Source organism: Paenibacillus sp. FSL R10-2736, from assembly GCF_038000245.1.
GTDB classification, from domain to species: Bacteria; Bacillota; Bacilli; order Paenibacillales; family Paenibacillaceae; genus Paenibacillus_AQ; species Paenibacillus_AQ phytohabitans.
Map to the genome: position 1 here is coordinate 435,620 of NZ_JBBOBN010000001.1, position 21,530 is coordinate 457,149.

The window sequence follows — 21,530 nt, forward strand, 5'->3', positions numbered from 1 at the left end:
AGCAGCACAATTTGAAGCAGTCAAGCTTATACAACAACGGTTGGTTTTCCAACACACGGAGCGACATTCTGTCAGGTATGACCGTGGCGATTGCCTTAATCCCTGAAGCGATTGCTTTCTCCATCCTCGCCGGCGTAAGCCCGATGGTTGGATTGTACGCATCTTTCTGTATTGCTATTGTGACGGCATTTGCCGGCGGAAGACCGGGCATGATCTCAGCGGCGACCGGAGCGATGGCGCTGTTGGTCGGCAGCCTGGTGATTTCACACGGAATTGAGTACCTGTTCGCGGCCACCGTACTGGCGGGAATCTTTCAGATTCTGATGGGGATGCTGAAGCTTGGCAGATTCATCACGTTCCTGCCGCAGCCGGTAATGACCGGCTTCGTCAACGCATTAGCCATTCTTATCTTTATGGCCCAGCTGGTGCATTTTGAAGGACAGGGCTGGATTATGTATGCACTGGTGGCACTTACACTGGTCATCATTTATACGGTTCCGCGGATTACGAAGGCTGTCCCTTCGGCACTTGTAGCGATTATCGCAGTTTCCGTACTCAGTATTGTTCTTAATCTGGATGTAAGGACCGTAGGGGATATGGGCACCATTACTTCGGCTCTGCCGGTGTTCCATCTGCCGGATCTTCCCCTCACGCTGGATACACTGCTGATCATTCTGCCCTATTCACTGTCGCTCGCTGTAGTCGGATTGCTGGAATCCCTGATGACCGCAACGCTGATTGATGATATTACCGGCACCGGCAGTGACAAGAACCGGGAAGCGAAGGGACAAGGCCTGGCCAATATCGTGACCGGCTTCTTCGGCGGGATGGCAGGCTGTGCAATGATCGGCCAGTCGATGGTTAATATGAAATCGGGCGGACGTACACGGCTGTCTACTTTTGTATCGGGGATCTTTCTTTTGTTCCTGATTCTCGTTCTGGGCGATGTGGTTAAGCAGATTCCTATGGGCGCCTTGGTCGGTGTTATGATCATGGTCTGCATCAGCACCTTCGAGTGGGGTTCACTGAAGACATTAGCCAAGGTGCCGCTCAGCGATGCACTGGTCATGATCGTTACGGTAGTCACCGTGGTAGTGACGGATAATCTGTCGATCGGCGTACTGTTCGGTGTTCTGCTGAGCGCTTTGTCTTTTGCCTGGAAAATGGCTTCAATCAAGCTCAGTGTCCATACGACGGCATCTGTAACTACCTACAAAGTATCGGGCCAGCTGTTCTTCGGTACAACCAGTCATTTCGTGCATGAATTTATGTATGAGAGTGATCCGCAGCAGGTGATTATCGACTTCTCCCATTCTCATGTGTGGGATCAGTCAGCGGTGGGAGCCATTGCCAAAACGCTGGACAAATACGCGGCACTCGGCAAAAAGGTAACGATTACCGGATTAAATGAAGAAAGTGCCCGGCTGGTGAAGCGGATCGGCCTGAGCTTGTCGGGCGGGCATTGAAGGATAAAGGTATTGAGGCTGTCTTTGGAGCTGTTTATGGCTTCAGAAGCAGTCTCTTTTTTGGGAATATCTTTTGCGGCAGGATAAAGGAACAAGACTTAGTGCCCGTATCCTCTGTGTCATGACTATAGTCAGGATAGAATAAGCCAATCAGCCGCAGCTGATGATTGACGGCAGGCCAGAGGGGGACCCGCGCTGGCTTCGCAGATTAATGAAAGTACAGATATGCCGGCTGCTGCAGTTGAGGCGGTCCTTGCCGGAGAGAATGCGAGTACACCGCTGACGGGGCTCTGCTAGGGGCGCTGGGCATTGACACCGATGTAGCTGTCCTTAGCAGCCTGACCCGTGATGTCCTGATCCAAAGTCTGCCTCTCTATGGTATTCTCGCCTTATCCCTGGGCGCTTTGGCGCTGCTGGGCTGGTTTGTATCCCGGTCTTTGCGTCCACTGGGGACTATCACGGAGAGTGCGGGTACCATGGCCAGGGGCGACTTGGCTGAGGCCGCGCGGATTCTGAATGCCCGTCCGGTCAGGTCCCGGGATGAGATCGGAACGGCTTATCGGGCGATGCTTCAGATGTCAGGAGATTTGAATGCCAGAGTGACTGTCTGCAGGCTCGGAGGAGGTTGCTGCAACTGTGGGCGGCATGGTTAATATTGCCGGAGGTGTCTCGGAGCAGACACGGCAGATCCGTGAGCTGACCGGTCTTCAATTGGAGAAGATCAAAGAAGTGTACGAGGCTTCGATGATGATCAGCGCGAACACGGGCGACTTGCGGGAAGCTCTCCGGCAGGTAAAGGTATAAGCGGCGCTTCAAGTGTTGATCGGGTGTAATAGCAGGTGTTCGCTCTCCGGCTTTCCAAAGTGTTCGACTATTGGTATGATTACAGGGAATGCGAACATCTACTACCGATTACATGGAGGAATTAATAATGAGTGAAACTACAATATCCGGGATTATTGATCATACGCTGCTGAAGGCGGATGCCCGTAAAGACGATATTATCAAGCTGGCTGAGGAAGCCAAAGCATACAAATTCGCTTCGGTCTGTGTGAATCCGGCCTGGGTGTCCACGGCCTATGCCGTGCTGAAGGATACGCCGGACGTTAAAGTATGTACAGTCATCGGGTTCCCGCTGGGATCGTCCACACCGGAAACCAAAGCCTTTGAAACCACCGATGCGATTGCTAACGGTGCCGGCGAAGTAGATATGGTTATCAATATCGGCGCACTGAAAGACGGCAATGACGAACTGGTGAAACGTGATATCGCCGCAGTGGTTGATGCTGCCCGGGGTAAAGCGCTGACCAAAGTCATCATTGAGACCTGCCTGCTGACCGATGAAGAGAAGGTCCGCGCCTGTAAGCTTGCTGTAGAAGCGGGAGCAGACTTCGTGAAGACTTCGACCGGATTCTCCACGGGAGGCGCAACGAAGGAAGATATCGCATTGATGCGGGCAACTGTCGGCCCTGCTATCGGCGTTAAGGCATCCGGCGGTGTGCGCAGTGCGGAAGATGCCCTCGTAATGGTCGGAGCAGGCGCTACCCGGATCGGGACAAGCGGCGGCGTAGCCATTGCCAAAGGTGAGCAAAGTCAGAGCAGCTACTAAATACAACTCAGCTATGCACAGAAAAGGCTGTGGCCTCCTGGATTTCAGGGAGGCCGCAGCCTTTTCGTTTCTGTAAAGGGAATTATAATAGTTGTCTGGTTATCTGTTGTAGATAAGCTGAATATGAAATGGCCGCCGAAAGTTAGCCGAGTGGGCTCAGCGGCGGAATCAAAGGGATAAATCCCATTAAATCGGCCGAAAGCGGGCTGAGTGTGGAAATCAGAGGGATAAATCCCACTAAATCGGCCCCAAGTGGGCTGAGTGTGAAAATCAGAGGGATAAATCCCTCTAAATCCGTTGGAAGTTGGCTGTACTGCACACGCCCCCCTTATCAAAGGACGCTAACGCTTCAGCGGGAGGAAATGAGGGGCATTAGTGCCCCTGATTCCAACGGACCAGGCTCTGCTCCCGAATTAAATTCATCTATCAAAAAACGGCTGTGGCTTCCTGGATTTCAGGGAGGCCACAGCCGTTTCGTTTCTGTAGAGGGAATTATGATAGTTGTCTGGTTATCTGTTGCAGATAAGCTGGATATAAAAATGGGCTGTCGAAAGCTGGCTGAGTGAGCTGAGCGGGAAAATCAAAGAAATAACCCCCTCTGAATCCGCCGGAAGCCGGAAGCCGGAAGCTGGCTGTACTGCAGCGTGTCCTCTCATACAAATGGATGGTACTCCCGATTCGCCGGGCCTAGACCAGCCCTTTATCCATTGCTTTGCCAATCAGCGTGGCGAAGAGGCTGTTGGACCAGGCGAACCACTCGCGGGAGAAGTCGGAGGGATCATCCGGGTGGAAGCCCTCGTGCATATAGCCGGTATCCGCATCGGTCCGGATCAGCATATCGATCAGTTCCTTGATCTCCTCATCGTTGTCTGCCGTCAGCGCCTGCATGGACAGCGCCATATGCCACACATAACCGCCCGGTGTATGGGGGCTGCCGATGCCCTTGGCGTGCTTACCCTCGAAGTAGAATGGATTGTCGAAGCTGAGGGCGAAGCGGCGGGTGTTCTGATAGATCTCATCTTCCACGCCCACATAACCAATATAAGGGATGGACATCAGCCCGGGAGTACCGGCATCGTCCATCAGGGAATAATTACCGAAGCCGTCTGTTTCATAAGCATAGATTCTGCCGTATTTCGGGTGGTTCACAATACCGTAGGTCCGGATGCCGAAGTCGATCTCCTTGCGCAGCTTCGCTGCACGTACCGCCAGTCTATCATCCTTGTAGACCTCGCTTGCTATCTCGCGGATGTAGCCCAGAATGACTACCGCGAACATATTGGAGGGAATGTTGTAGCCGAATTCGCAGCTGTCATCGCTTGGGCGGAAGCCGGACCAGCTCATGCCGGTATAATTGACGGGCATGCCGCGCCCGTTGTTGTATAGCGTCTCCGTATCCTGAAGCGTCTGCCGGATGAAGTGGTACGGCGATTTCTCCCCGTGGTACTGCTCCGTTTCGATAACGTTCACGATAGAGGTCAGCGCCTGATAGCAGGCGGCATCGAAAATATCAGACTGCTCTGCTTCCTTCCAGTACATATAAGCCAGCTGTACGACGAAGCACAGGGAGTCCAGCTCGTACTTGCGCTCCCACATCCAAGGATTCAGATTGCAGTCGTCCGTATCCCGGTAATGCTTGTCGCTTGCCGTTTCGTTGAAGGCATTGGTGTACGGATCAATATTGACGTAGAACATCTGCCGGGCGATCAGGCCGCGGAGAATCCGCTGCAATTCAGGGTCGTTTTTGGCAAAAGGAATGTAGTGGCGTACCTGCTCCGTAGAATCGCGCAGCCACATAGCCGGAATATCCCCGGTGAACACGAAGGTGGTGCCGTCCTCCAGCAGCTTGGTGGTCGTCTCCAGCGTATTGGGGAAGCAGTTGCGGAACAATTGCTGCAGTTTCGGGTGATGCTTGAGCCGTTCGTCGGCCTCATTCAGATATGTGGTAATGGAAGCTGGCAGGTTCATAGTGTAACTCCTCCTCAGGCATAGTGAATTTAGGGTTGTACGGTTTGCAGGGCGTAGGTGACAATCTGGGCTTTGCCGGCGGTGCTGCGCAGAATTCCTTCATCTAATATGGCTGTCTGTTTCCGCCGCTCCAGAATATCACTGGCATGTACAGCCTCTACGGGAAAATGCGGCACGAGCGCAAAGTCCTGCTCCTGATGCGCCAGATTGTACCATCGCAGGATAATGTCCTCATGTTCTTCCGACAGCTTGAAGGCGGAGAGCGCCATAGTGGGGCCTTCCCACTCCAGCGGCTGATATTGAACAGGTAGCCGGCCCTGCTGCCAGCCGGTCTGTACAGTGAACCATGGTACCTGGTACTGGTAAGCCCAGGCACAGGCCTCCGTCCAGTCTGCATCCCCGGCGAAGGGACGGACCGCGAATTCCACGGTCTGCCCGCCCAGGCACTGGGCTTCCGGTGTAGGGAATACACCCCAGTCCCCCAGCTCCGAGACGCTGCGCAGCAGGGTTACGGCAATGGTATTGCTGCCGTCCCGCAGAACCTCGTATTCGTTCAGCCCCTTGTTGGCAACCAGCAGTCCGGCGCTGCCGTCCGACACGCTGACGTAGGCCTGCTGGTGCTGGGCATTGCTCGGATTGATCCAGTCCGGAGCCGGTTCAATGTCGCGCTCCGCCGCTTCGAAGATGGAGTCGGCGCGCAGGGTCGAGGCGGCAAGCCCGGTAGGGAAGAGCACGCGCAGCCGGTGGTCCTTAGCCTGATTATTGAACGCGGCAGAGACCTGGACGCCGGTTCCGTTCGCCTCCAGGCTGATCCGGGTCACGATCCGCAGCGGGACCTGCTCAGCAGAGCGTCCGGCCTTACGCTGCCGGAACGGAACCATCCGGCGCTTCTCGTCCTCGAAGGAAGCATCGGCGGAAGCCGGGATACTCCATTCATGCACAATTTCATAGGTGATGCGGTAGGGCTCATGCTCGGCAAGGGAGATACGGGCGTCCAGACCCCTGGTAGTCAGGGCAACATCGCCCTCCGGCTGACGGAATACATACTCATTACCGATATCGCCGCAGTTCTCATAGACGCCGAGTCCGGTGAAGACTCTGCCGGTACGCTTGTCGGTTACATCATACGCGCCGTCCTCCCGGATCTGGACGGCCAGGAAGTTATTCTCCATCCCCTGCTCCAGAAGCTTAAGCGGCGCTGAACCGGCAGCCCCGGCCGATTCACCCGGCGACTCCACCCAGGCGTAGGTGCTGTAGCCGAGCGGCGGTACCTGCCCGGCTTCGAAGGTCAGCCGGACCATCCGGGCCATATAAGGCTTACGGAACTGGTCGTCCGGCAGCTCATAGCCGAACCGGGTGCCGAGATCCTCCGCCTTGCAGGCAAGGACTCGTCCATCCCTATCCAGCAGCCGCCCGCGCTCCAGCTCAAGCGGCTGCTGGTCCAGCGCCTCGGCAATCGCCGCAGGATTCGGCCCTTCCTTGAAGTACTTTTTGGCAACCGCCACCTCCACACTTACCGTCCCGGTACGTTCCCAGCCGGTGGTATTGAAGACCGTCACGGGAATGCCGGATTCTCCCCAAGCCGCTACATCCTTGGTACCAATCTGCCTGGAGATTGCTTTCAGGCTGTCTTCCACTATAGCCTCGCCGACATGCCGGCTCTTCTCGAAGCGCGTAATCATTTCGCGGTGAACCTCATCCACGCTGCAGCCGCAGATGCTGTCATGCGGATGGTTCTGCATCAGCGTCTTCCAGGCGTAGGTCAGCAGGGCGTGGGGATAAGCCTGCCCGCTGGCCAGATAAGCCAGCGCAGCGAGGGGCTCGGCGCCCTTCTCCAGCAGGGTCTGGCCCCGCTGGTTCAGCTGCTTCAGATAGACGCGGGCGGAAGCGGTGTTCACCAGCGTCCCCCAGCCGTCCGTGTGCTGGCTGCGCAGCTCGCCCGTTACCGTGACCAGGTCGTCCGGCAGCGAAGACGCCAGCGCCCCCAAATATTCCCCGAAGCTGGAATGAATGAAATCCGTGTCCGGGTACAGCTTCCGGGCCGTCTCCAGCGCATCGGCGAGATCGCGCTGCACCGGCTGGTGATCACAGCCGTTCATGAACAGCAGCTCCGGGGTGGAGGCATAGTTGCCGGCATCGGTGAGCTTTTTATCCCAGAAGACCTTGGCTTCCTCTGCGTCTACAGGCACTTCATTGCCGTTGCTGTACCAGTTCGCAAACAGCAGTCCAAGCACGCTTGAGCCGTCGGGCGATTCCCAGTACATCTCGGAGTAAGGCGATTCATAGCTGGAGCTGTTCAACTCGCCGACCATGTTGTCGAAGCCCGTCGGCTTCACGCCGCGCCCGAACACCGCAGTCTCAATGTCAGCTTGCCGGAGCAGCTGCGGGGCCTGGCCCATATTGCCGAAGGAATCCGGGAAATACCCGAGCTTCGAGATGACGCCATACTTGGCCGCATCCTGATGGCCGATCAGCAGATTGCGGACATTCGCTTCCGAGCTGGTCAGGAATTCATCCTGGAGCACATACCAGGGGCCGATGACAATGCGGCCGTCGCGGATGAACCTCTCCAGAAGCTCTCTTTGCTCAGGATGAACCTGAAGATAGTCTTCAATAATAATGGTCTGTCCATCCAGGTGGAAATAACGGTAGCGTTCATCCTTCTCCAGGGTCTCCAGGAGCTCATTCATCAGCTTCGCCAGCAGAACATGATGACGCTCGTAGGGCATGTACCATTCCCGGTCCCAATGGGTGTGGGAGATCAGGTGTGCGGTTGTACGGGTCATGACAGAAACCTCCTATATCATCAGTCGATGTTGTAACTTTGGCATTCGTAGCAAATGTTTGCATACCTGCCCGGGGATCACAATATGTAACTTTTGCAGGGGGGAGGGAGGTTCATAATTCACACATTTACGGCACTGATGCCAAAGACTACGCAACAAGCTGTCCAAGCGGGAAGTCCCGCAGCGGCGCGGTTTTACACTCCCTTAACATGACAATGCAGAACCTACATATTTACGGTGTCAGCTTAGTTTCACTACACTTTGTGTTGTAAGCGTTAGCAGGAGGGTCCAAAGCGAGAATGCGCAGCGGCTGCCTGATTTAATGTAACGAAAACTAACATAGAGAGGAGTGGGAGAATGAAGGGGAGCAATGCTGCAGTATCCGGAAGTCCTTCATTGAAGAACAAGTCCCTGGGCAAAAGAATCTGGCAAAATTGGGAGCTCTATTTGTTCATGCTTCCCGCATTATTGTATTTCCTCGTTTTTCATTATGGTCCGATGTACGGCATTCAGATTGCGTTTAAGAATTTCGTACCCTCGAAGGGGATTACGGGCAGCGAATGGGTGGGCTTTGACCACTTTGAACGGTTCTTCAATTCCTATTTCTTCTGGGATCTGCTCTGGAACACGTTCAGCATCAGCTTCTATGAACTGGCCATCGGGTTTCCGCTGCCGATCATTCTGGCGCTGGCCTTCAATGAGGTCCGCAACGGTCCGTTCAAAAAATCGGTCCAGACCGTAACCTATGCACCGCATTTCATTTCTGTGGTAGTCATGGCGGGGATGATCATTACCTTCCTGTCGCCTTCCAGCGGAATGATTGTCCGGGCCATTGAATTCCTCGGCTTCGATCCGGCGCAGTTCCTGACCGATCCGGCCTGGTTCAAGACCGTGTATGTCTTCTCGGGCGTCTGGCAGAGCACCGGGTGGGGAACGATTATCTATCTCGCGGCTCTGTCAGGCGTAGATCCCCAGCTGCATGAGGCGGCCATAGTGGATGGAGCAAGCCGGATCAAACGGGTGCTGCATATCAACCTGCCGACGATTATCCCCACAATTACGATCATGCTGATCCTGAATATGGGGAACATTCTGGGCCTTGGCTTCGAGAAAATTCTGTTGTTGCAGAATTCGCTCAATATGGAAGCTTCCGATGTCATATCAACCTATGTGTACCGCGCCGGTCTGGTCAACGCCCAATACAGCTTCTCGACGGCTGTGGGATTATTCAACTCGGTGGTCAATGTAATTCTGCTGGTTACCGTTAATCTGATTGCCAAACGCACCAGTGAGAACAGCCTCTGGTAGAAAGGAGTTGAAGTCTTTGGTTACTGCCATGAAAGAATCCAGGGGAGATAAGCTGTTTCTGATCAGCACCTATATCTATCTGTGCCTTGCGCTGGTAGTGGTACTCTATCCGCTGATCTATATCCTCAGCGCTTCCATCAGTTCACCGCAGGACGTCAATTCGGGAGCCATGTGGCTGTTCCCGAAGAATGTGACACTGGACGGCTACAAGCTTGTTTTTGAGAACCCGAAGATATGGAACGGTTACTTGAATACGATTATTTACACGGTGGCAGGCACGCTGCTCAATCTCGCGGTCACGCTGCCGGCCTCTTATGCGCTCAGCAGATCTGACTTTGTAGGACGCCAGCTGTTCATGGGTCTTATCCTGTTCACCATGTTCTTCAGCGGCGGACTGGTGCCGACCTATCTGCTGGTCAAGAACCTGGGCCTCATTAACAGCATGGGGGCACTGATCCTGCCGGTCGCCGCTTCGGTCTGGAACATTGTCGTGGCCCGCACCTTTTTCCAGACAACGATTCCCAAAGAATTGCAGGAGGCGGCGCACATTGACGGCTGTACGAATCTGAGGCTGTTCCTCCGCATTGTTCTGCCGCTGTCCGCACCGATTGTAGCCGTAATGGCCCTGTTCTATGGGGTAAGCCACTGGAACAGCTATTTCCCGTCCCTGATCTATCTGAATGATGAAGCCAAGTATCCGCTGCAGATGGTGCTGCGCCAGATCCTGGTCCTTCAGGAAATGTCGGCTGAAACCACAGGCGCTGCGATCAACGGCGAGGTGGCGATCGCCATGAATAATAAGGCAGAAACGGCATCGCTGATCAAATATGGAGTCATTGTCGTCTCAACATTGCCCATTGTGGCTGTCTATCCGTTCCTGCAGCGTTATTTTGTCCAAGGAGTCATGATTGGCTCTGTGAAAGGCTAAAAGGGTAAAATGTAATGAACATAAGGGAGGAATCATCAATGCAGACCACACGTAAACCATGGAAGCTTCTGCTGTCTTCGGCTGTGATCCTTACACTGCTGGCAGGCTGCGGCAATTCGAACGAGGGTGCAGCAAACAATAGTACCGGAGAAGTCACAGTCAACAAGGAGGGCTTCCCGATTGTTACTGAACCCGTTACCCTGACGCTGATGGCCCCGGATGTAGGGATTCAGAACTGGGAGAACATGGCGGTGCTCCAGCAGATGCAGGAGAAGACCGGCATTAAGCTGGAATACAAGAATGCGCCGAAGGACAGCTTCGAGACGAAGAAGAATCTGGTGTTCGCCAGCGGCGATTACCCGGATATCTTCTATGCTGCCGGCCTGACGACTGCGGAGCAGATGAATTATGGGGAGCAGGGCATCCTGATTCCCCTGGAGGATCTGATCGAAGAGTATGCCCCGAACTTCAAGGCGCTGCTGGAGGAGAATCCGGATGTCCGCAAATCGATCACTGCCCCGGACGGGCACATCTATTCCTTGCCGGTTGTGGAATTCAGCCAGCACTGGTACCGCAACCCGATGTGGTATAACGGCGATTTCCTGAAGGCGCTGAATATCGACAAGCTGCCCGAAACGACGGAGGAGCTGTATACCTACCTGAAGCGCGTGAAGGAAGAGGACCCGAACGGCAACGGCACAGCTGATGAAATTCCGATTTCCTCGGTGACCACAGCCGCTGCGAACCTGCGTGATATCCGCACCTGGCTGCTGGGCGCCTTCGGGATCTATGAAGAGGAGATTTATGTAGACGATGCGGACAAGGTGCATTACACACCGCTTGAAGAAGGCTACAAGGAGTATCTGACCTATATGAACCGCCTGTGGTCCGAGGAGCTGCTGGATCATGAGAGCTTCTCGCAGACGGCGGAGCAGAAGAAGGCCAAGGCGCAGAACAACCGCGTCGCCCTCTTCTCCGACTGGCATGCCTATATGACCAAAGGCGGAGAGCCTTCAACGGCAGATCCGATGTTCGCGCCTGTCCGCAGCGAATCGGTGGCTACCCCGGCGATTGCCAAGAACAGAGGGATTACAACCGGCGCTTTTGCCATCACGAACAGCAATCCGGAGCCGGAAGCCTCGCTGCGCTGGGTAGATTATCTCTACTCCTATGAAGGCGCCTTGTTCTTCAATAAAGGGCCGGAGGGCGTTCTCTGGGAATACACCGACAAGGACAACCGGGTCAAGCAATACCTGCCTGTACCGGACGGCAAGGAAATGGAGGATTACCGGGCAACGCTGACGCCTAACTACGGCATTCCTGCTCCAACGCTGTCCATGGACGATATTAACAAGGGGCTGAAGACAGACTTTGACCTCTGGGTAGAGCAGGAGACCAAGCAGAAGCTTCTTGATAAAGGCGCACGGATTCCGTTCCCGGCCCTGTTCCTCACGGTGGAAGAGCAGACCGAAATCAGCAGTTTGAATTCGGATCTAAGCACATATGTGAAGCAGATGGAAGCGAAGTTCATCACCGGTGCCGAGCCGCTTACAGGCTGGGACAACTATGTGGCTACCGTCAAGAAAATGGGCGGGGAGCGTGTGGCCGAGATCAACCAGGCTGCCTATGACCGCTGGAAAACCAACTAATTCATTCAGGCCCTATCCTGAAATAACAGTGTCCGTACGAATGACATTGTTATGGAAGCCTCGAATTTGGCGTAGCCGAATTGAGGGCCATCTTCTTCGAAAATTCATCCTCTGAAGTGCCGCTAAAGAGCGGCATGAATGTCTAGTGCAGAAAGGTGCTGTAATAAATGATCTATAAGGATAAAGCGCGCCCTGTGGCGGATCGGGTACAGGACCTGCTGCAGCGCATGACCCTTGGAGAGAAGGCTGGACAATTAGTCCAGCCTTTCGGCTGGCAGTGCTATGAGAAGCAGCCTGACGGCAAGGCAGGTATGACGGAGGCCTTCAAGCGCCAGGTTGCAGCCGGGGGTGTCGGCTCCTTGTATGGAACGCTGCGGGCAGACCCGTGGACCGGCGTCACCCTGGAGACGGGCCTGTCCCCGAAGCAGGGGGCCGAGGCAGTGAATGCCATTCAGGCCTATGCCATGAAGGAGAGCCGGCTCGGTATCCCTATTCTGTTCGGGGAAGAATGCTCGCACGGACATATGGCGATCGGCGCTACTGTATTTCCGGTTCCGCTTGCACTGGGCAGCATGTGGAACCCGGAGCTGTACCGGGAGATGTGCCGGGCAGTAGCCCTCGAGACCCGCAGCCAGGGCGGAGCGGCGACCTATTCGCCGGTCCTGGATGTAGTGCGTGATCCGCGCTGGGGCCGGACGGAGGAGACCTTCGGCGAAGATCCGTTCCTGATTGCCGCGATGGGCGTGGAGGCGGTAAAGGGCTTGCAGGGCGAGCGGCTGGACGCGGAGGATTCCGTTCTGGCGACCCTGAAGCACTTCGCCGCGTATGGCAGCTCGGAAGGCGGACGGAATTCCGCACCCGTGCATATGGGACTGCGCGAGCTGCATGAGGTGGATCTGCTGCCCTTCCGTAAGGCGGTAGAGGCCGGAGCGCTGTCCATTATGACGGCCTATAACGAGATTGACGGGGTGCCCTGCACGACGAACCGTTATCTGCTACAGGATGTGCTGCGGGAGCAGTGGGGCTTCGATGGCTTCGTGATCACGGATTGCGGAGCGCTGGGGATGCTGACGAACGGACATAACACCGCCGACAGCGGGGAGACGGCAGTGGCCCAGGCGCTGCTGGCTGGTATCGATATGGAGATGTCTGGCGAAATGTTCGAGAAGCATATTGCGGCCGCTATCGAGCATGGACGGCTGCAGGAGTCCGATCTGGACCGCGCGGCCGCCCGGATTCTGGAGCTGAAGTTCAAGCTCGGGCTGTTTGACCGTCCCTATGCCGATCCTGAACAGGCAGAGCAGGTAATAGGCAAGCCGGAGCACCGGGAGCTGGCGCGGCGGATTGCCGGTGAGAGCATTATTATGCTGAAGAATAAGAACGGAACGCTGCCGCTGAGCAAGCGGATTCCGAAGCTGGCGGTAATCGGACCCAATGCGGATGCGCCGTATAACCAGCTCGGCGACTATACCTCGCCGCAGCCCAAAGGCGCGATTGTTACGGTACTGGAGGGAATCCGGCAGGCGCTGGGCGGCAGTGCGGACAATGTGCTGTATGCACCCGGCTGCCGGATTAAAGGCGATTCCCGGGAAGGCTTCGCCCATGCACTCGCCTGTGCGGCTGAGGCCGATGCGGTGGTGCTGGCCATCGGCGGCTCCAGCGCCAGAGACTTCGGGGAGGGGACAATTGATCTGCTCACCGGCGCTTCTGTCGTCACGGAGCATTCCTGGAGCGACATGGAATGCGGTGAGGGCATCGACCGGGCCGCGCTGAATCTGATGGGCGTGCAGCTGGAGCTGGCGCAGGAGATCCATAAGCTCGGCAAGCCGCTAATTGTGGTCTATATCAACGGCCGTCCGATTGCCGAGCCATGGATTGTAGAGCATGCCGACGCCATTCTGGAGGCCTGGTACCCCGGCCAGGAAGGGGGGCATGCAATTGCCGATATTCTCTTCGGCGGGGTGAATCCTTCCGGGCGGCTGACGATCAGCATTCCTAAGCATGTCGGCCAGCTTCCGGTCTATTACTATAAGCGGCGAACCAGAGGTAAGCGGTATCTGGAGACGGACTTCCATGCCGAGTATCCGTTCGGCTACGGCCTTAGCTACAGCGAATTCAAATACAGCAACCTGAAGGTGGAGCCTCCAGTCATTTCGGCGAATGGCGAAGCACTTGTCTCCGTGGATGTGACCAATTCCGGCGAGCGGGCGGGGAGCGAGGTGGTCCAGCTGTATATTTCCGATCTGGCCTCCTCCATTACCCGTCCCGAGAAGCAGCTGAAGGGCTTCCGTAAGATCAGCCTCCAGCCGGAAGACACGCAGACGGTGACGTTCCGTGTGGGCCGGGAGCAGCTGGAGTTCGTATCGGCCGATCTGACGCGGATCGTGGAGCCGGGTGAATTCATGATTATGGCGGGACCCCACTCGGCGGAATATTTGACCGCGCCGCTCCATGTGAGGGAGGAGGGCTGAGCCATGAAGCGTATGAACCGTTTCACCGGGTGGCTGGCGAAGAGGCAGTGGGCAGAGAAGATACAGCTTGCGGAGTGGAATATGCGCAAGTCCCGCTACCTCACTCCCGGCCGTTATGAGCATGAAGAGGAGCTTCACCTGAACTACAGGATTTCACGGCTGGACGGTGGTTATGGGACCACGTACTTCCTTCAGCGGGAGGTCGCGGTTCCGGAAGACTGGGCGCCAGAAGAGGCGGCACTGCTCTATCTGGGGCGCGGGGAAGGCCTCCTGAAGCTTGGCGGAGCGCCCTACCATGGCCTGGACAGCAATCACTGGTTCATTCCGCTGCCGCCCGGTACTGCGGGAGAAGTCCTGCAGCTGGATATTGAGTTGTATGATCCGGTGCCTGAGCCGGAGGACCCGCTGAACGCTCAGGCGGTGATCAAGCCGCCGCTTACAGGGATTGAGATCACGCTTGTACGTGTGAACCCGCAGGTGTACAGCCTGCTGCATACGGTGAAGATCGTGCATGAATCGGCCCTGCTGCTGCCGGAAGGGGATATGCGCCGCATCCGCAGCCTGAATGCACTGGAGCGGGTAATGGATACGCTCTATATGAAGGAGGAGCTGCTCCTTGACGGCGATGCCGTCTCTGCGGCTGAACACCTGCTGCGGACGGAAGCGGCGGCGGAACGCTCCGCAGGGCTGCACCCGGGGACAATGCATATGGTAGGCCAGTCGCATATTGATATTGCCTGGCTGTGGCCGGTCCGGGAGACAGTCCGCAAGGTCAGCCGGACCTTCTCCACAGTCTGCACCCTGATGGACAAGTACCCGGAGTTCCGGTACGCGCAGAGCCAGCCCCAGCTCTACGCCTTTGCCAAGGAGCATTATCCCGAGCTGTACGGGCGGATCAAGGAGCGGATTGCCGAAGGCCGGTGGGAGCTGGTCGGAGGCATGTGGGTGGAGCCGGATCTCAATATTCCCGGCGGAGAATCGCTGGTGCGGCAGATGCTGTACGGCCAGGGCTTCTATATGGAGGAATTCGGCAAGCGGTCCACGATTGAATGGCTGCCGGATACCTTCGGTTATTGCGCTTCTCTGCCGCAGCTCTTGAAGCAGGCCGGAATTGATTATTTCATGACGACCAAGCTCGGCTGGAATGATACCAATCCGTTCCCGCATACGCTGTTCCACTGGGTCGGCATTGACGGGACGAAGATCGTGGCTTATCAGAATCACGGGGTGAATGAGCATACCCATCCGAAGGATGTCCATGAGCACTGGCAGGCCTACGCCCAGAAGGAAGAGCACGAGGAGCTGATGCTGCTCTACGGCCATGGCGACGGCGGAGGCGGGGTCACCCATGAGATGCTGGAATATGTGGCACGCACCGATCTCGCGCCGGGCCAGCCGGTCAGCCGGTTCTCTACGGCGGAGGCATTCTTCTCGGGAGTCGGCTCACGCCAGCCGGAGCTTCCGGCATGGCATGGCGATCTCTATCTGGAGCTTCACCGGGGGACCTTCACGACCCATGCCTTCAATAAACGCAGCAACCGCAAGGCGGAGGTCTTATACCGGCAGGCGGAGATCTGGAGCGTGCTCGCGCAGAAAAGCGGGCTTCCGGGGCCTGTGCAACCCGAGCCTCAGCAGGAGCTGGCCGAAGGCTGGAAGCTGCTGAGGCTCAACCAGTTCCATGACATCATTCCCGGCACTTCCATTCCGGAGGTGTACACCACCTCGCGGGAGCAATATGCGCAAATATTCAGCCTGGGGCAGCAGGTGCTGGACACCTCGCTCCGCGCCCTGGCAAGCGAAGTGGATACTGCGGGTGAGGGCCGTCCCTATGTAGTCTTCAACAGCCTGGGCTGGGAGCGGTCGGAGCTGATCCGGCTGGAGGGGGACCGCAGCCTGACGGCGCTACAGGCGTTCGATGAAGACGGTCTGCTGGAGAGCGAATGCTGGAGCACAGACGGAGACGGAGTAGGAGACAGCTATATCCTCACTGTCCGGGTCCGCAAGGTTCCTGCCTTCGGCTGCCGGACCTTATGGCTGCGGGAGGCTGCGGAGCCAGCGGGCACAGGGCCTGAGCGGGAGGGCGAACCCGTCACAGCTGAAGACGGGTTCCCCGAGCAATGGGAGACAGACCATTACATTCTTACATTCAATGAAGACGGCGAAATCAGCCGCTGGCTTGACAAAAGCGCCGGCCGGGAGCTGCTTCAGCCCGGCCAGACCGGCAATCAGCTGCAGTTCTACCAGGACACTCCCCCCTTGTGGGATGCCTGGGATCTGGACCCGCGTTATGAGCAGCAGCCTGCAGGCAAGGCGAAGCTGCTGGAGCGGCAGGTGGTCACAAGCGGCCCTGTGCTGACCGTGCTTAAATTCTGCTGGCAGCTGAATGAGTCCCGGATTGAGCAGGAGATTGTTCTGCCCCGGCATGGCCGCAGGGTGGATTTCCGGACCCGGGTCAGCTGGAGGGAGGAGCATAAGCTGCTGAAGGTCGCTTTTCCGGTGGACATTGTGGCCGCAAAGGCGACTTATGAGATTCCGTTCGGAGCGCTGGAGCGTCCAACCCACCGTAACACGAGCTGGGAGCAGGCACAATTCGAGGTCTGCGGCCACCGCTGGGCGGATCTGTCCGAGGGCGGCTATGGCGTCATTCTGCTGAACGACTGTAAATACGGCTATGACATTCATGACGGGGTGCTGCGCCTCTCGCTGCTGCGCTCTCCGCGCTGGCCTGACCGCTACGCGGACCAGGGAGAGCATGAATTCACGTATTCCCTGTATCCCCACAGCGGGGAGTGGCGGCAGGCTGATGTTGTACGGGAAGGGGCTGAGCTGAACGAACCGTTGCAGGTGATTGGCGAGCAGTCGCATTCAGGCCGTTATCCAAGCACCTATGCCTGGCTCACTTTGCGGAGCAGGCATGTGATGCTGGATACGATCAAGCGTGCAGAGGACGGCAGCGGGGTTATTATCCGGCTGTATGAATCCGCAGGCAGCAGAGAGACGGCAGTGCTGGACTGGAGAGACGGAGACATCCGCGCCTCGCGGGTCAATCTGCTGGAGAGTGAGACAGGCGCTGTGGAGACTTCCGGCGGCGTGCTCCCGCTTACCTTCAGACCATACGAGGTCCAGACGGTCAAACTATATCACGAACCTTATTCGCAGGAGGAATAGACATGCAAATCACAAGACATCCGAATAATCCTATAGTCGTCCCGGGCGGCTATGAATGGCGCAAGGTTACGGTCTTCAATCCTGCGGTCATTATCGATAACGGCAAATTCTATATGATTGAGCGCACCGCCGGTTCCCTGACCCCGTGCAAGAATTACCTGGGCCTGCTTACGAGCGAGGACGGTGTCAACTTTACCCATGTGAAGGATGAGCCGATTGTGACGCCCGATATGCTGGGATTTCCCTACGGCAGTGTGCAGGACCCGCGGATTGTCAAAATCGACGGGTTCTTCTACCTGAACTACGCCTTGCGCCCTTGCGCCATGAGCTATTATCCTACCGGGGCAGGCGTCCCGGAGCGCTCCATTCCAACCTACCCGGATGGGTGGGGGGAAGAGGAGGGGCACTGGCTGACCCGCTCCTCCATCCTGAAATCGGATAATCTGCTGGACTGGGAATTCGTGGCGGACACGACGCCGCTCCACATCAATGACCGGGATAACATTCTGTTCCCTGAGAAAATAAACGGAAAATTCGTGCTCCTGCGCCGCCCTGAGGAATATGTGGGAGAAGCCTACGGAACCGAAAAGGCGGCCATGTGGATTACCTATTCTGAGGATCTTGTCCATTGGGAGGAGCCCAAGCTGCTCGCCAAGGCCGGGAATCTGTCCTGGGAGTCGCGGAAGATCGGAGGCTCCACGCCTCCAATCCGCACAGACAAGGGCTGGCTGGTGCTCTATCACGGTGTCGATGAGGACATTGTCTACCGTGTAGGCGCCATGCTGCTCGATCTGGAGCAGCCGGAGAAGATCATTGCCCGGACGCATAATTTCATTATGGAGCCGGAGACCTACTATGAGAAATTCGGGTTCCAGATTCCTAATGTCATCTTCCCGACCGGCAACGTGGTCAAGGACGGTCTGCTCTACATTTATTACGGGGTGACGGACACGGCGATTGCGCTCGCGACCGTTCCGCTGGATGAGCTGGTGGAGCATATCCTCCAGGAAGCGAAGTAGCCAGTAACTCTAGGACGCGGAGTAACCACAAGCCCCTCGAAAGCGGGGCGCCTGATTCCTTAACGGCAGACTGAAGACTTCTTCATAGGCGTTGCAGACATAAATGTTGTATGTTTTGCAGCTTCGATTCATTGATAGACAGATGTTCGAGCGGATTGCTGCATAGAATACAACAATATTCCTGCAAAGCCGCCTGAAAAAAGTGAAATCCTGCCTTTTGTACAACAATTGTGGCTTCGGGCCGATAGGCTGAGGGAGATGTTGTGTTCTGGGCAGGATTTTATGAAAAGTTACCAGATTTCTGCCCCGGAAAGCGGATGAAACCGTATGAACCGGGAAATCCCTGCGGCAACAGCCCTCGACGGGATTCAGTCTATTAACTATTCACATCAGCCTATTAGGGCAGGGTGGAAGCTCCGCCCGCTTTAAACCGGTCTTTTCGCAGCGGCCCCCTTCAAGGCATGTTCCTTGCGGTACTGCCCCGGCGTCAGACCGGTTTCTTTTTTGAACTTGCGGATGAAGTTCGGCGCATCCAGGTAGCCCACCTGCTCAATGATTTCCTTGAGCGGAGCGCTCGTGTTCTCCAGCAGCCGGATGACCTCGTCCACGCGCCGCTGCCAGATATATTGTGAGAAATTGCTGCCGGTCTTCTCTTTGAAGCTCCGGCTTAAATAAGAGGTGGAAATGGCGAATTTAAGCGCCACATGCTCCAGGCTGAGCGTGTAGTCTGCGAACTGCTGGTTCACATAAGCGAGGATATCATCCATCAATGACAACTCATTGGTCTCTGTATTCCGCTCAACCTGTGCGCAAATGGCGGCGGCCAGAGAGAGCAGCCGGCTCTCCAGCTCCTCCAGCGTCTCGAAGGAGGTCAGCTCCGGCATATTGGCGAACACCTCGTCCATGCCCAGCTCAGAGGCGGTGCGCAGGAAGGCGTTCAGCAGATCGAAGCAGATGCAGCGCAGGAGGTGAACCTGGAGCGGTTCATCCTTGATGGTATCAATGGTATCGGCAATCATCTGGACGGCTACCGATTCGTTGCCCTGCTTCAGGCTCTGTTCCAGCTTCAGCATGGATTTGCGCGGAATCCAGAAGCTCTCGGCAGCAGGCGGATTCAGCTCTGCCAGCTGCTCGAAGTAGGTGACCTGCCCGCTGCGCCGGATCATCCGGTGCTCCAGAGCTGCGGCAGCTTCGATGAAGGACTGGTTAAGCCGGGCCAGATCCTCGTAGGCCATGCCGACACCGATGCTCAGAGACAGCTGCGAATGCTCGCGGATCACGGCCTGAACAGCTTCAATAACCTGCTCCATCCGGCTCTGAACCGGCAGCTCCCTATCGCCGGGAAGCGAAATAATGAGGGCAAACTGGTCCTTGACCGAGAATTCAATCCCGAAGATCTGCGCATCCGGTCCGGGCAGACAGATATTGCTGAGCATCTCCTGCAGCACATGGCGCTCCTGCCAGGAATGGCTGCCCGGAGCCGTGTCATCCCAGGACAGGATGGCCGAGAAATAGAGACCCTGCCCCTGCGGATGCCTGAAGCCTGCGCTGAGGATCATCTGCTCGATTTCGGGATCATCCGGCTTGCCGTGCTTGAGCAGCAGCAGCATGCACTGATTGCGGACGAACGGCTCCTGAAGATCAATCCGGGCACTGTAATCATGAAGGGTCTGCCGGATCGACTCCCATTCATTGCGGAGCTTAGACGTGTCATTGCCGCTGCCGCGCAGCTTGGCGAATTCCATCAGATCCCGGATCGGATGGTACTGCCGCTTGGCCAGCAGCAGTGCAGCGGCTATGCCGGTAATGACCGTAATACAGAAGACGATCGAGATCAGAGTCTGGACATGGGCGACACGGCTGAAGAACTGGAAGCTGGGCATCGTGGTCACGTAGGTCCAGCCGTTCTCTTCGGACTGTACAGAGACGACGGAGTACTGCTCCCCGTCCAGCTCCAGATTATGAATGCCCGGCTCAAGTGCGGATATATTCTGAAGCTCGTTCTGGGGAAGCCTGACGCCATGGCTGTTGGCGGTCAGCACCTCGCCGGAGGGGCCGAAAATATAGCTGCTCCCCGAGAAATCGCTCAGAATCGAATCCATGACACCGGTAAGATTGGATTCCTTCATCAAATAGACGACAGTCCCGTAAGGAAACGGGTCGTTGGGTTTAACAGGTACAAGCATGGTGAGCATGGGCTCCATCCGGGAATTGACCGTCACATTCTCGGCCGGACGGACCAGCGGCTGCCGGGTCTCATTCAAGTCCCGCCGCAGGTCCTCCGGGGTCCAGCGCTCGAACTGATAGAGGGTATCGAAGGTAACATGAAGATCAGCCAGGCCGCGGTAAGAATAGATGTTGGAATCTTCATGGAAATAGAGAAACAAGTCCTCTGCAATGCTGCTGCTGGCCTTATAATTTGCCAGTGCCTGAATGGCCTCCAGGCTGTAGTAGGGATGCCGCACCATATAGGGTGTCAGGTGCTTATCATAAGCGATTCTTCCCGCTATTTCCTGAAGCTCATTCATACGGTCATCTATCGTGCTCTTCACCTGGTTGAGCTGATTGACATTGGATTGTTCAATTTCCATGCGCAGGCCCTTGACGGCGTTTTCATAGACGAAGATGGTTACCCCTGTCAGAGGGATAAGGAACATGAGAATGTAGGAAAATGCATATTTCAGCAGCAGCCTTGATTTGAAATGATTCCAGCTGAGCCGGAACCGGTTGATCAAGGATGGCTTGAGTGCCGGATTTGCCATGAAGCAGGACCTCCAGTGTTAAGATATTCGGATTAGACATCTTGGCGGAAATGGGTATAGACATCTTTGAATTATAAATCACTGTTCTCTTCCGGAATGCATGTATGCTAATATAAACATTATAACATTATAATCTTTAAAATGGAGTAGCGTCTCAGGTTTATTAAAATAAAAGGATATATCTGTATCCCTCGGCCAAGCATCCTTATATTTTCCGCAGGAACCGCACCGTCCGAAAAACGGACGGCAAAGCCGTTTCTACTTTTTAAATATAAGGATCTATAGGTTTAATGTCATTAACCATTTTTTAGAGGGTGCTTATAGATCCGGGTTCGAGAAGGAGATGAAAGAGTGGGCACAGAGAATGTGCTGCGCAATTTGCAGCTTGTTGACGGA

Annotated in this window: 13 protein-coding genes; 10 read left to right on the plus strand and 3 right to left on the minus strand. The window is 56.0% G+C overall.

Annotated elements, in window-relative coordinates:
- The first annotated feature begins 11 nt into the window (after window positions 1-11).
- The 4 genes from NSQ73_RS02055 (at window position 12) to deoC (ending at window position 3,075) form a co-directional block, all read left to right on the plus strand.
- Window positions 12-1,466: a SulP family inorganic anion transporter gene (locus tag NSQ73_RS02055; RefSeq protein ID WP_340985240.1), complete on the plus strand. Its 1,455-nt coding sequence runs from the start codon at window positions 12-14 to the stop codon at window positions 1,464-1,466.
- A 476-nt stretch (window positions 1,467-1,942) separates the two neighbouring features.
- The gene (locus NSQ73_RS34905; protein ID WP_445669477.1) at window positions 1,943-2,119 is read left to right on the plus strand and encodes a HAMP domain-containing protein; all 177 of its coding nucleotides are present in this window, start codon (window positions 1,943-1,945) and stop codon (window positions 2,117-2,119) included.
- The gene (locus NSQ73_RS02060) at window positions 2,103-2,270 is read left to right on the plus strand and encodes a hypothetical protein (protein WP_340985241.1); all 168 of its coding nucleotides are present in this window, start codon (window positions 2,103-2,105) and stop codon (window positions 2,268-2,270) included. Before NSQ73_RS34905 ends, NSQ73_RS02060 begins: the two co-directional genes overlap by 17 nt.
- 127 nt (window positions 2,271-2,397) lie before the next feature.
- Complete coding sequence (gene deoC / locus NSQ73_RS02065) at window positions 2,398-3,075, plus strand: deoxyribose-phosphate aldolase (RefSeq protein WP_340985242.1); 678 nt, start codon at window positions 2,398-2,400, stop codon at window positions 3,073-3,075.
- Between the two features lie 687 nt (window positions 3,076-3,762).
- Here the strand turns inward: deoC and NSQ73_RS02070 are convergent.
- Both NSQ73_RS02070 and NSQ73_RS02075 read right to left on the minus strand, forming a co-directional pair.
- Window positions 3,763-5,043: a glycoside hydrolase family 125 protein gene (locus NSQ73_RS02070; protein WP_340985243.1), complete on the minus strand. Its 1,281-nt coding sequence runs from the start codon at window positions 5,041-5,043 to the stop codon at window positions 3,763-3,765.
- A gap of 29 nt (window positions 5,044-5,072) precedes the next feature.
- On the minus strand, window positions 5,073-7,829 hold the full coding sequence (locus NSQ73_RS02075; protein ID WP_340985244.1) for an alpha-mannosidase: 2,757 nt from the start codon (window positions 7,827-7,829) through the stop codon (window positions 5,073-5,075).
- 357 nt (window positions 7,830-8,186) lie between these two features.
- On the opposite strand from NSQ73_RS02075, the gene NSQ73_RS02080 reads away from it, so the two are divergent.
- The 6 genes from NSQ73_RS02080 to NSQ73_RS02105 all read left to right on the plus strand — a co-directional run bounded on the left by NSQ73_RS02080 (window position 8,187) and on the right by NSQ73_RS02105 (window position 18,372).
- Window positions 8,187-9,137, plus strand: coding sequence for an ABC transporter permease (locus NSQ73_RS02080; RefSeq protein ID WP_340985245.1), 951 nt, complete (start codon window positions 8,187-8,189; stop codon window positions 9,135-9,137).
- 16 nt (window positions 9,138-9,153) lie between these two features.
- On the plus strand, window positions 9,154-10,065 hold the full coding sequence (locus NSQ73_RS02085; RefSeq protein ID WP_340985246.1) for a carbohydrate ABC transporter permease: 912 nt from the start codon (window positions 9,154-9,156) through the stop codon (window positions 10,063-10,065).
- A 38-nt stretch (window positions 10,066-10,103) separates the two neighbouring features.
- Window positions 10,104-11,714 carry an extracellular solute-binding protein gene (locus NSQ73_RS02090; protein ID WP_340985247.1) on the plus strand — a complete coding sequence of 537 codons (1,611 nt, stop codon included), beginning with the start codon at window positions 10,104-10,106 and terminating at the stop codon, window positions 11,712-11,714.
- Between the two features lie 167 nt (window positions 11,715-11,881).
- Window positions 11,882-14,185 carry a glycoside hydrolase family 3 N-terminal domain-containing protein gene (locus NSQ73_RS02095; RefSeq protein WP_340985248.1) on the plus strand — a complete coding sequence of 768 codons (2,304 nt, stop codon included), beginning with the start codon at window positions 11,882-11,884 and terminating at the stop codon, window positions 14,183-14,185.
- Window positions 14,186-14,188: 3 nt separating this feature from the next.
- Window positions 14,189-17,353, plus strand: coding sequence for an alpha-mannosidase (locus NSQ73_RS02100; RefSeq protein ID WP_340985249.1), 3,165 nt, complete (start codon window positions 14,189-14,191; stop codon window positions 17,351-17,353).
- A 2-nt stretch (window positions 17,354-17,355) separates the two neighbouring features.
- A complete protein-coding gene (locus tag NSQ73_RS02105; protein ID WP_340985250.1) occupies window positions 17,356-18,372 on the plus strand; it encodes a glycoside hydrolase family 130 protein in 1,017 nt (338 codons plus the stop codon).
- Between the two features lie 425 nt (window positions 18,373-18,797).
- On the opposite strand, the gene NSQ73_RS02110 is transcribed toward NSQ73_RS02105, so the two are convergent.
- Window positions 18,798-21,134 (minus strand): helix-turn-helix domain-containing protein, encoded by a 2,337-nt coding sequence (locus NSQ73_RS02110; protein WP_340985251.1) that lies wholly within the window; start codon window positions 21,132-21,134, stop codon window positions 18,798-18,800.
- Between the last annotated feature and the right edge of the window lie 396 nt (window positions 21,135-21,530).

Bases quoted from the DNA above. Each gene is read 5' to 3' on its own strand.
- NSQ73_RS34905 (WP_445669477.1), top strand. From the start codon at position 1,943: ATGGCCAGGGGCGACTTGGCTGAGGCCGCGCGGATTCTGAATGCCCGT.
- deoC (WP_340985242.1), top strand. From the start codon at position 2,398: ATGAGTGAAACTACAATATCCGGGATTATTGATCATACGCTGCTGAAG.
- NSQ73_RS02070 (WP_340985243.1), bottom strand. From the start codon at position 5,043: ATGAACCTGCCAGCTTCCATTACCACATATCTGAATGAGGCCGACGAA.
- NSQ73_RS02075 (WP_340985244.1), bottom strand. From the start codon at position 7,829: ATGACCCGTACAACCGCACACCTGATCTCCCACACCCATTGGGACCGG.
- NSQ73_RS02080 (WP_340985245.1), top strand. From the start codon at position 8,187: ATGAAGGGGAGCAATGCTGCAGTATCCGGAAGTCCTTCATTGAAGAAC.
- NSQ73_RS02090 (WP_340985247.1), top strand. From the start codon at position 10,104: ATGCAGACCACACGTAAACCATGGAAGCTTCTGCTGTCTTCGGCTGTG.
- NSQ73_RS02095 (WP_340985248.1), top strand. From the start codon at position 11,882: ATGATCTATAAGGATAAAGCGCGCCCTGTGGCGGATCGGGTACAGGAC.
- NSQ73_RS02100 (WP_340985249.1), top strand. From the start codon at position 14,189: ATGAAGCGTATGAACCGTTTCACCGGGTGGCTGGCGAAGAGGCAGTGG.
- NSQ73_RS02105 (WP_340985250.1), top strand. From the start codon at position 17,356: ATGCAAATCACAAGACATCCGAATAATCCTATAGTCGTCCCGGGCGGC.
- NSQ73_RS02110 (WP_340985251.1), bottom strand. From the start codon at position 21,134: ATGGCAAATCCGGCACTCAAGCCATCCTTGATCAACCGGTTCCGGCTC.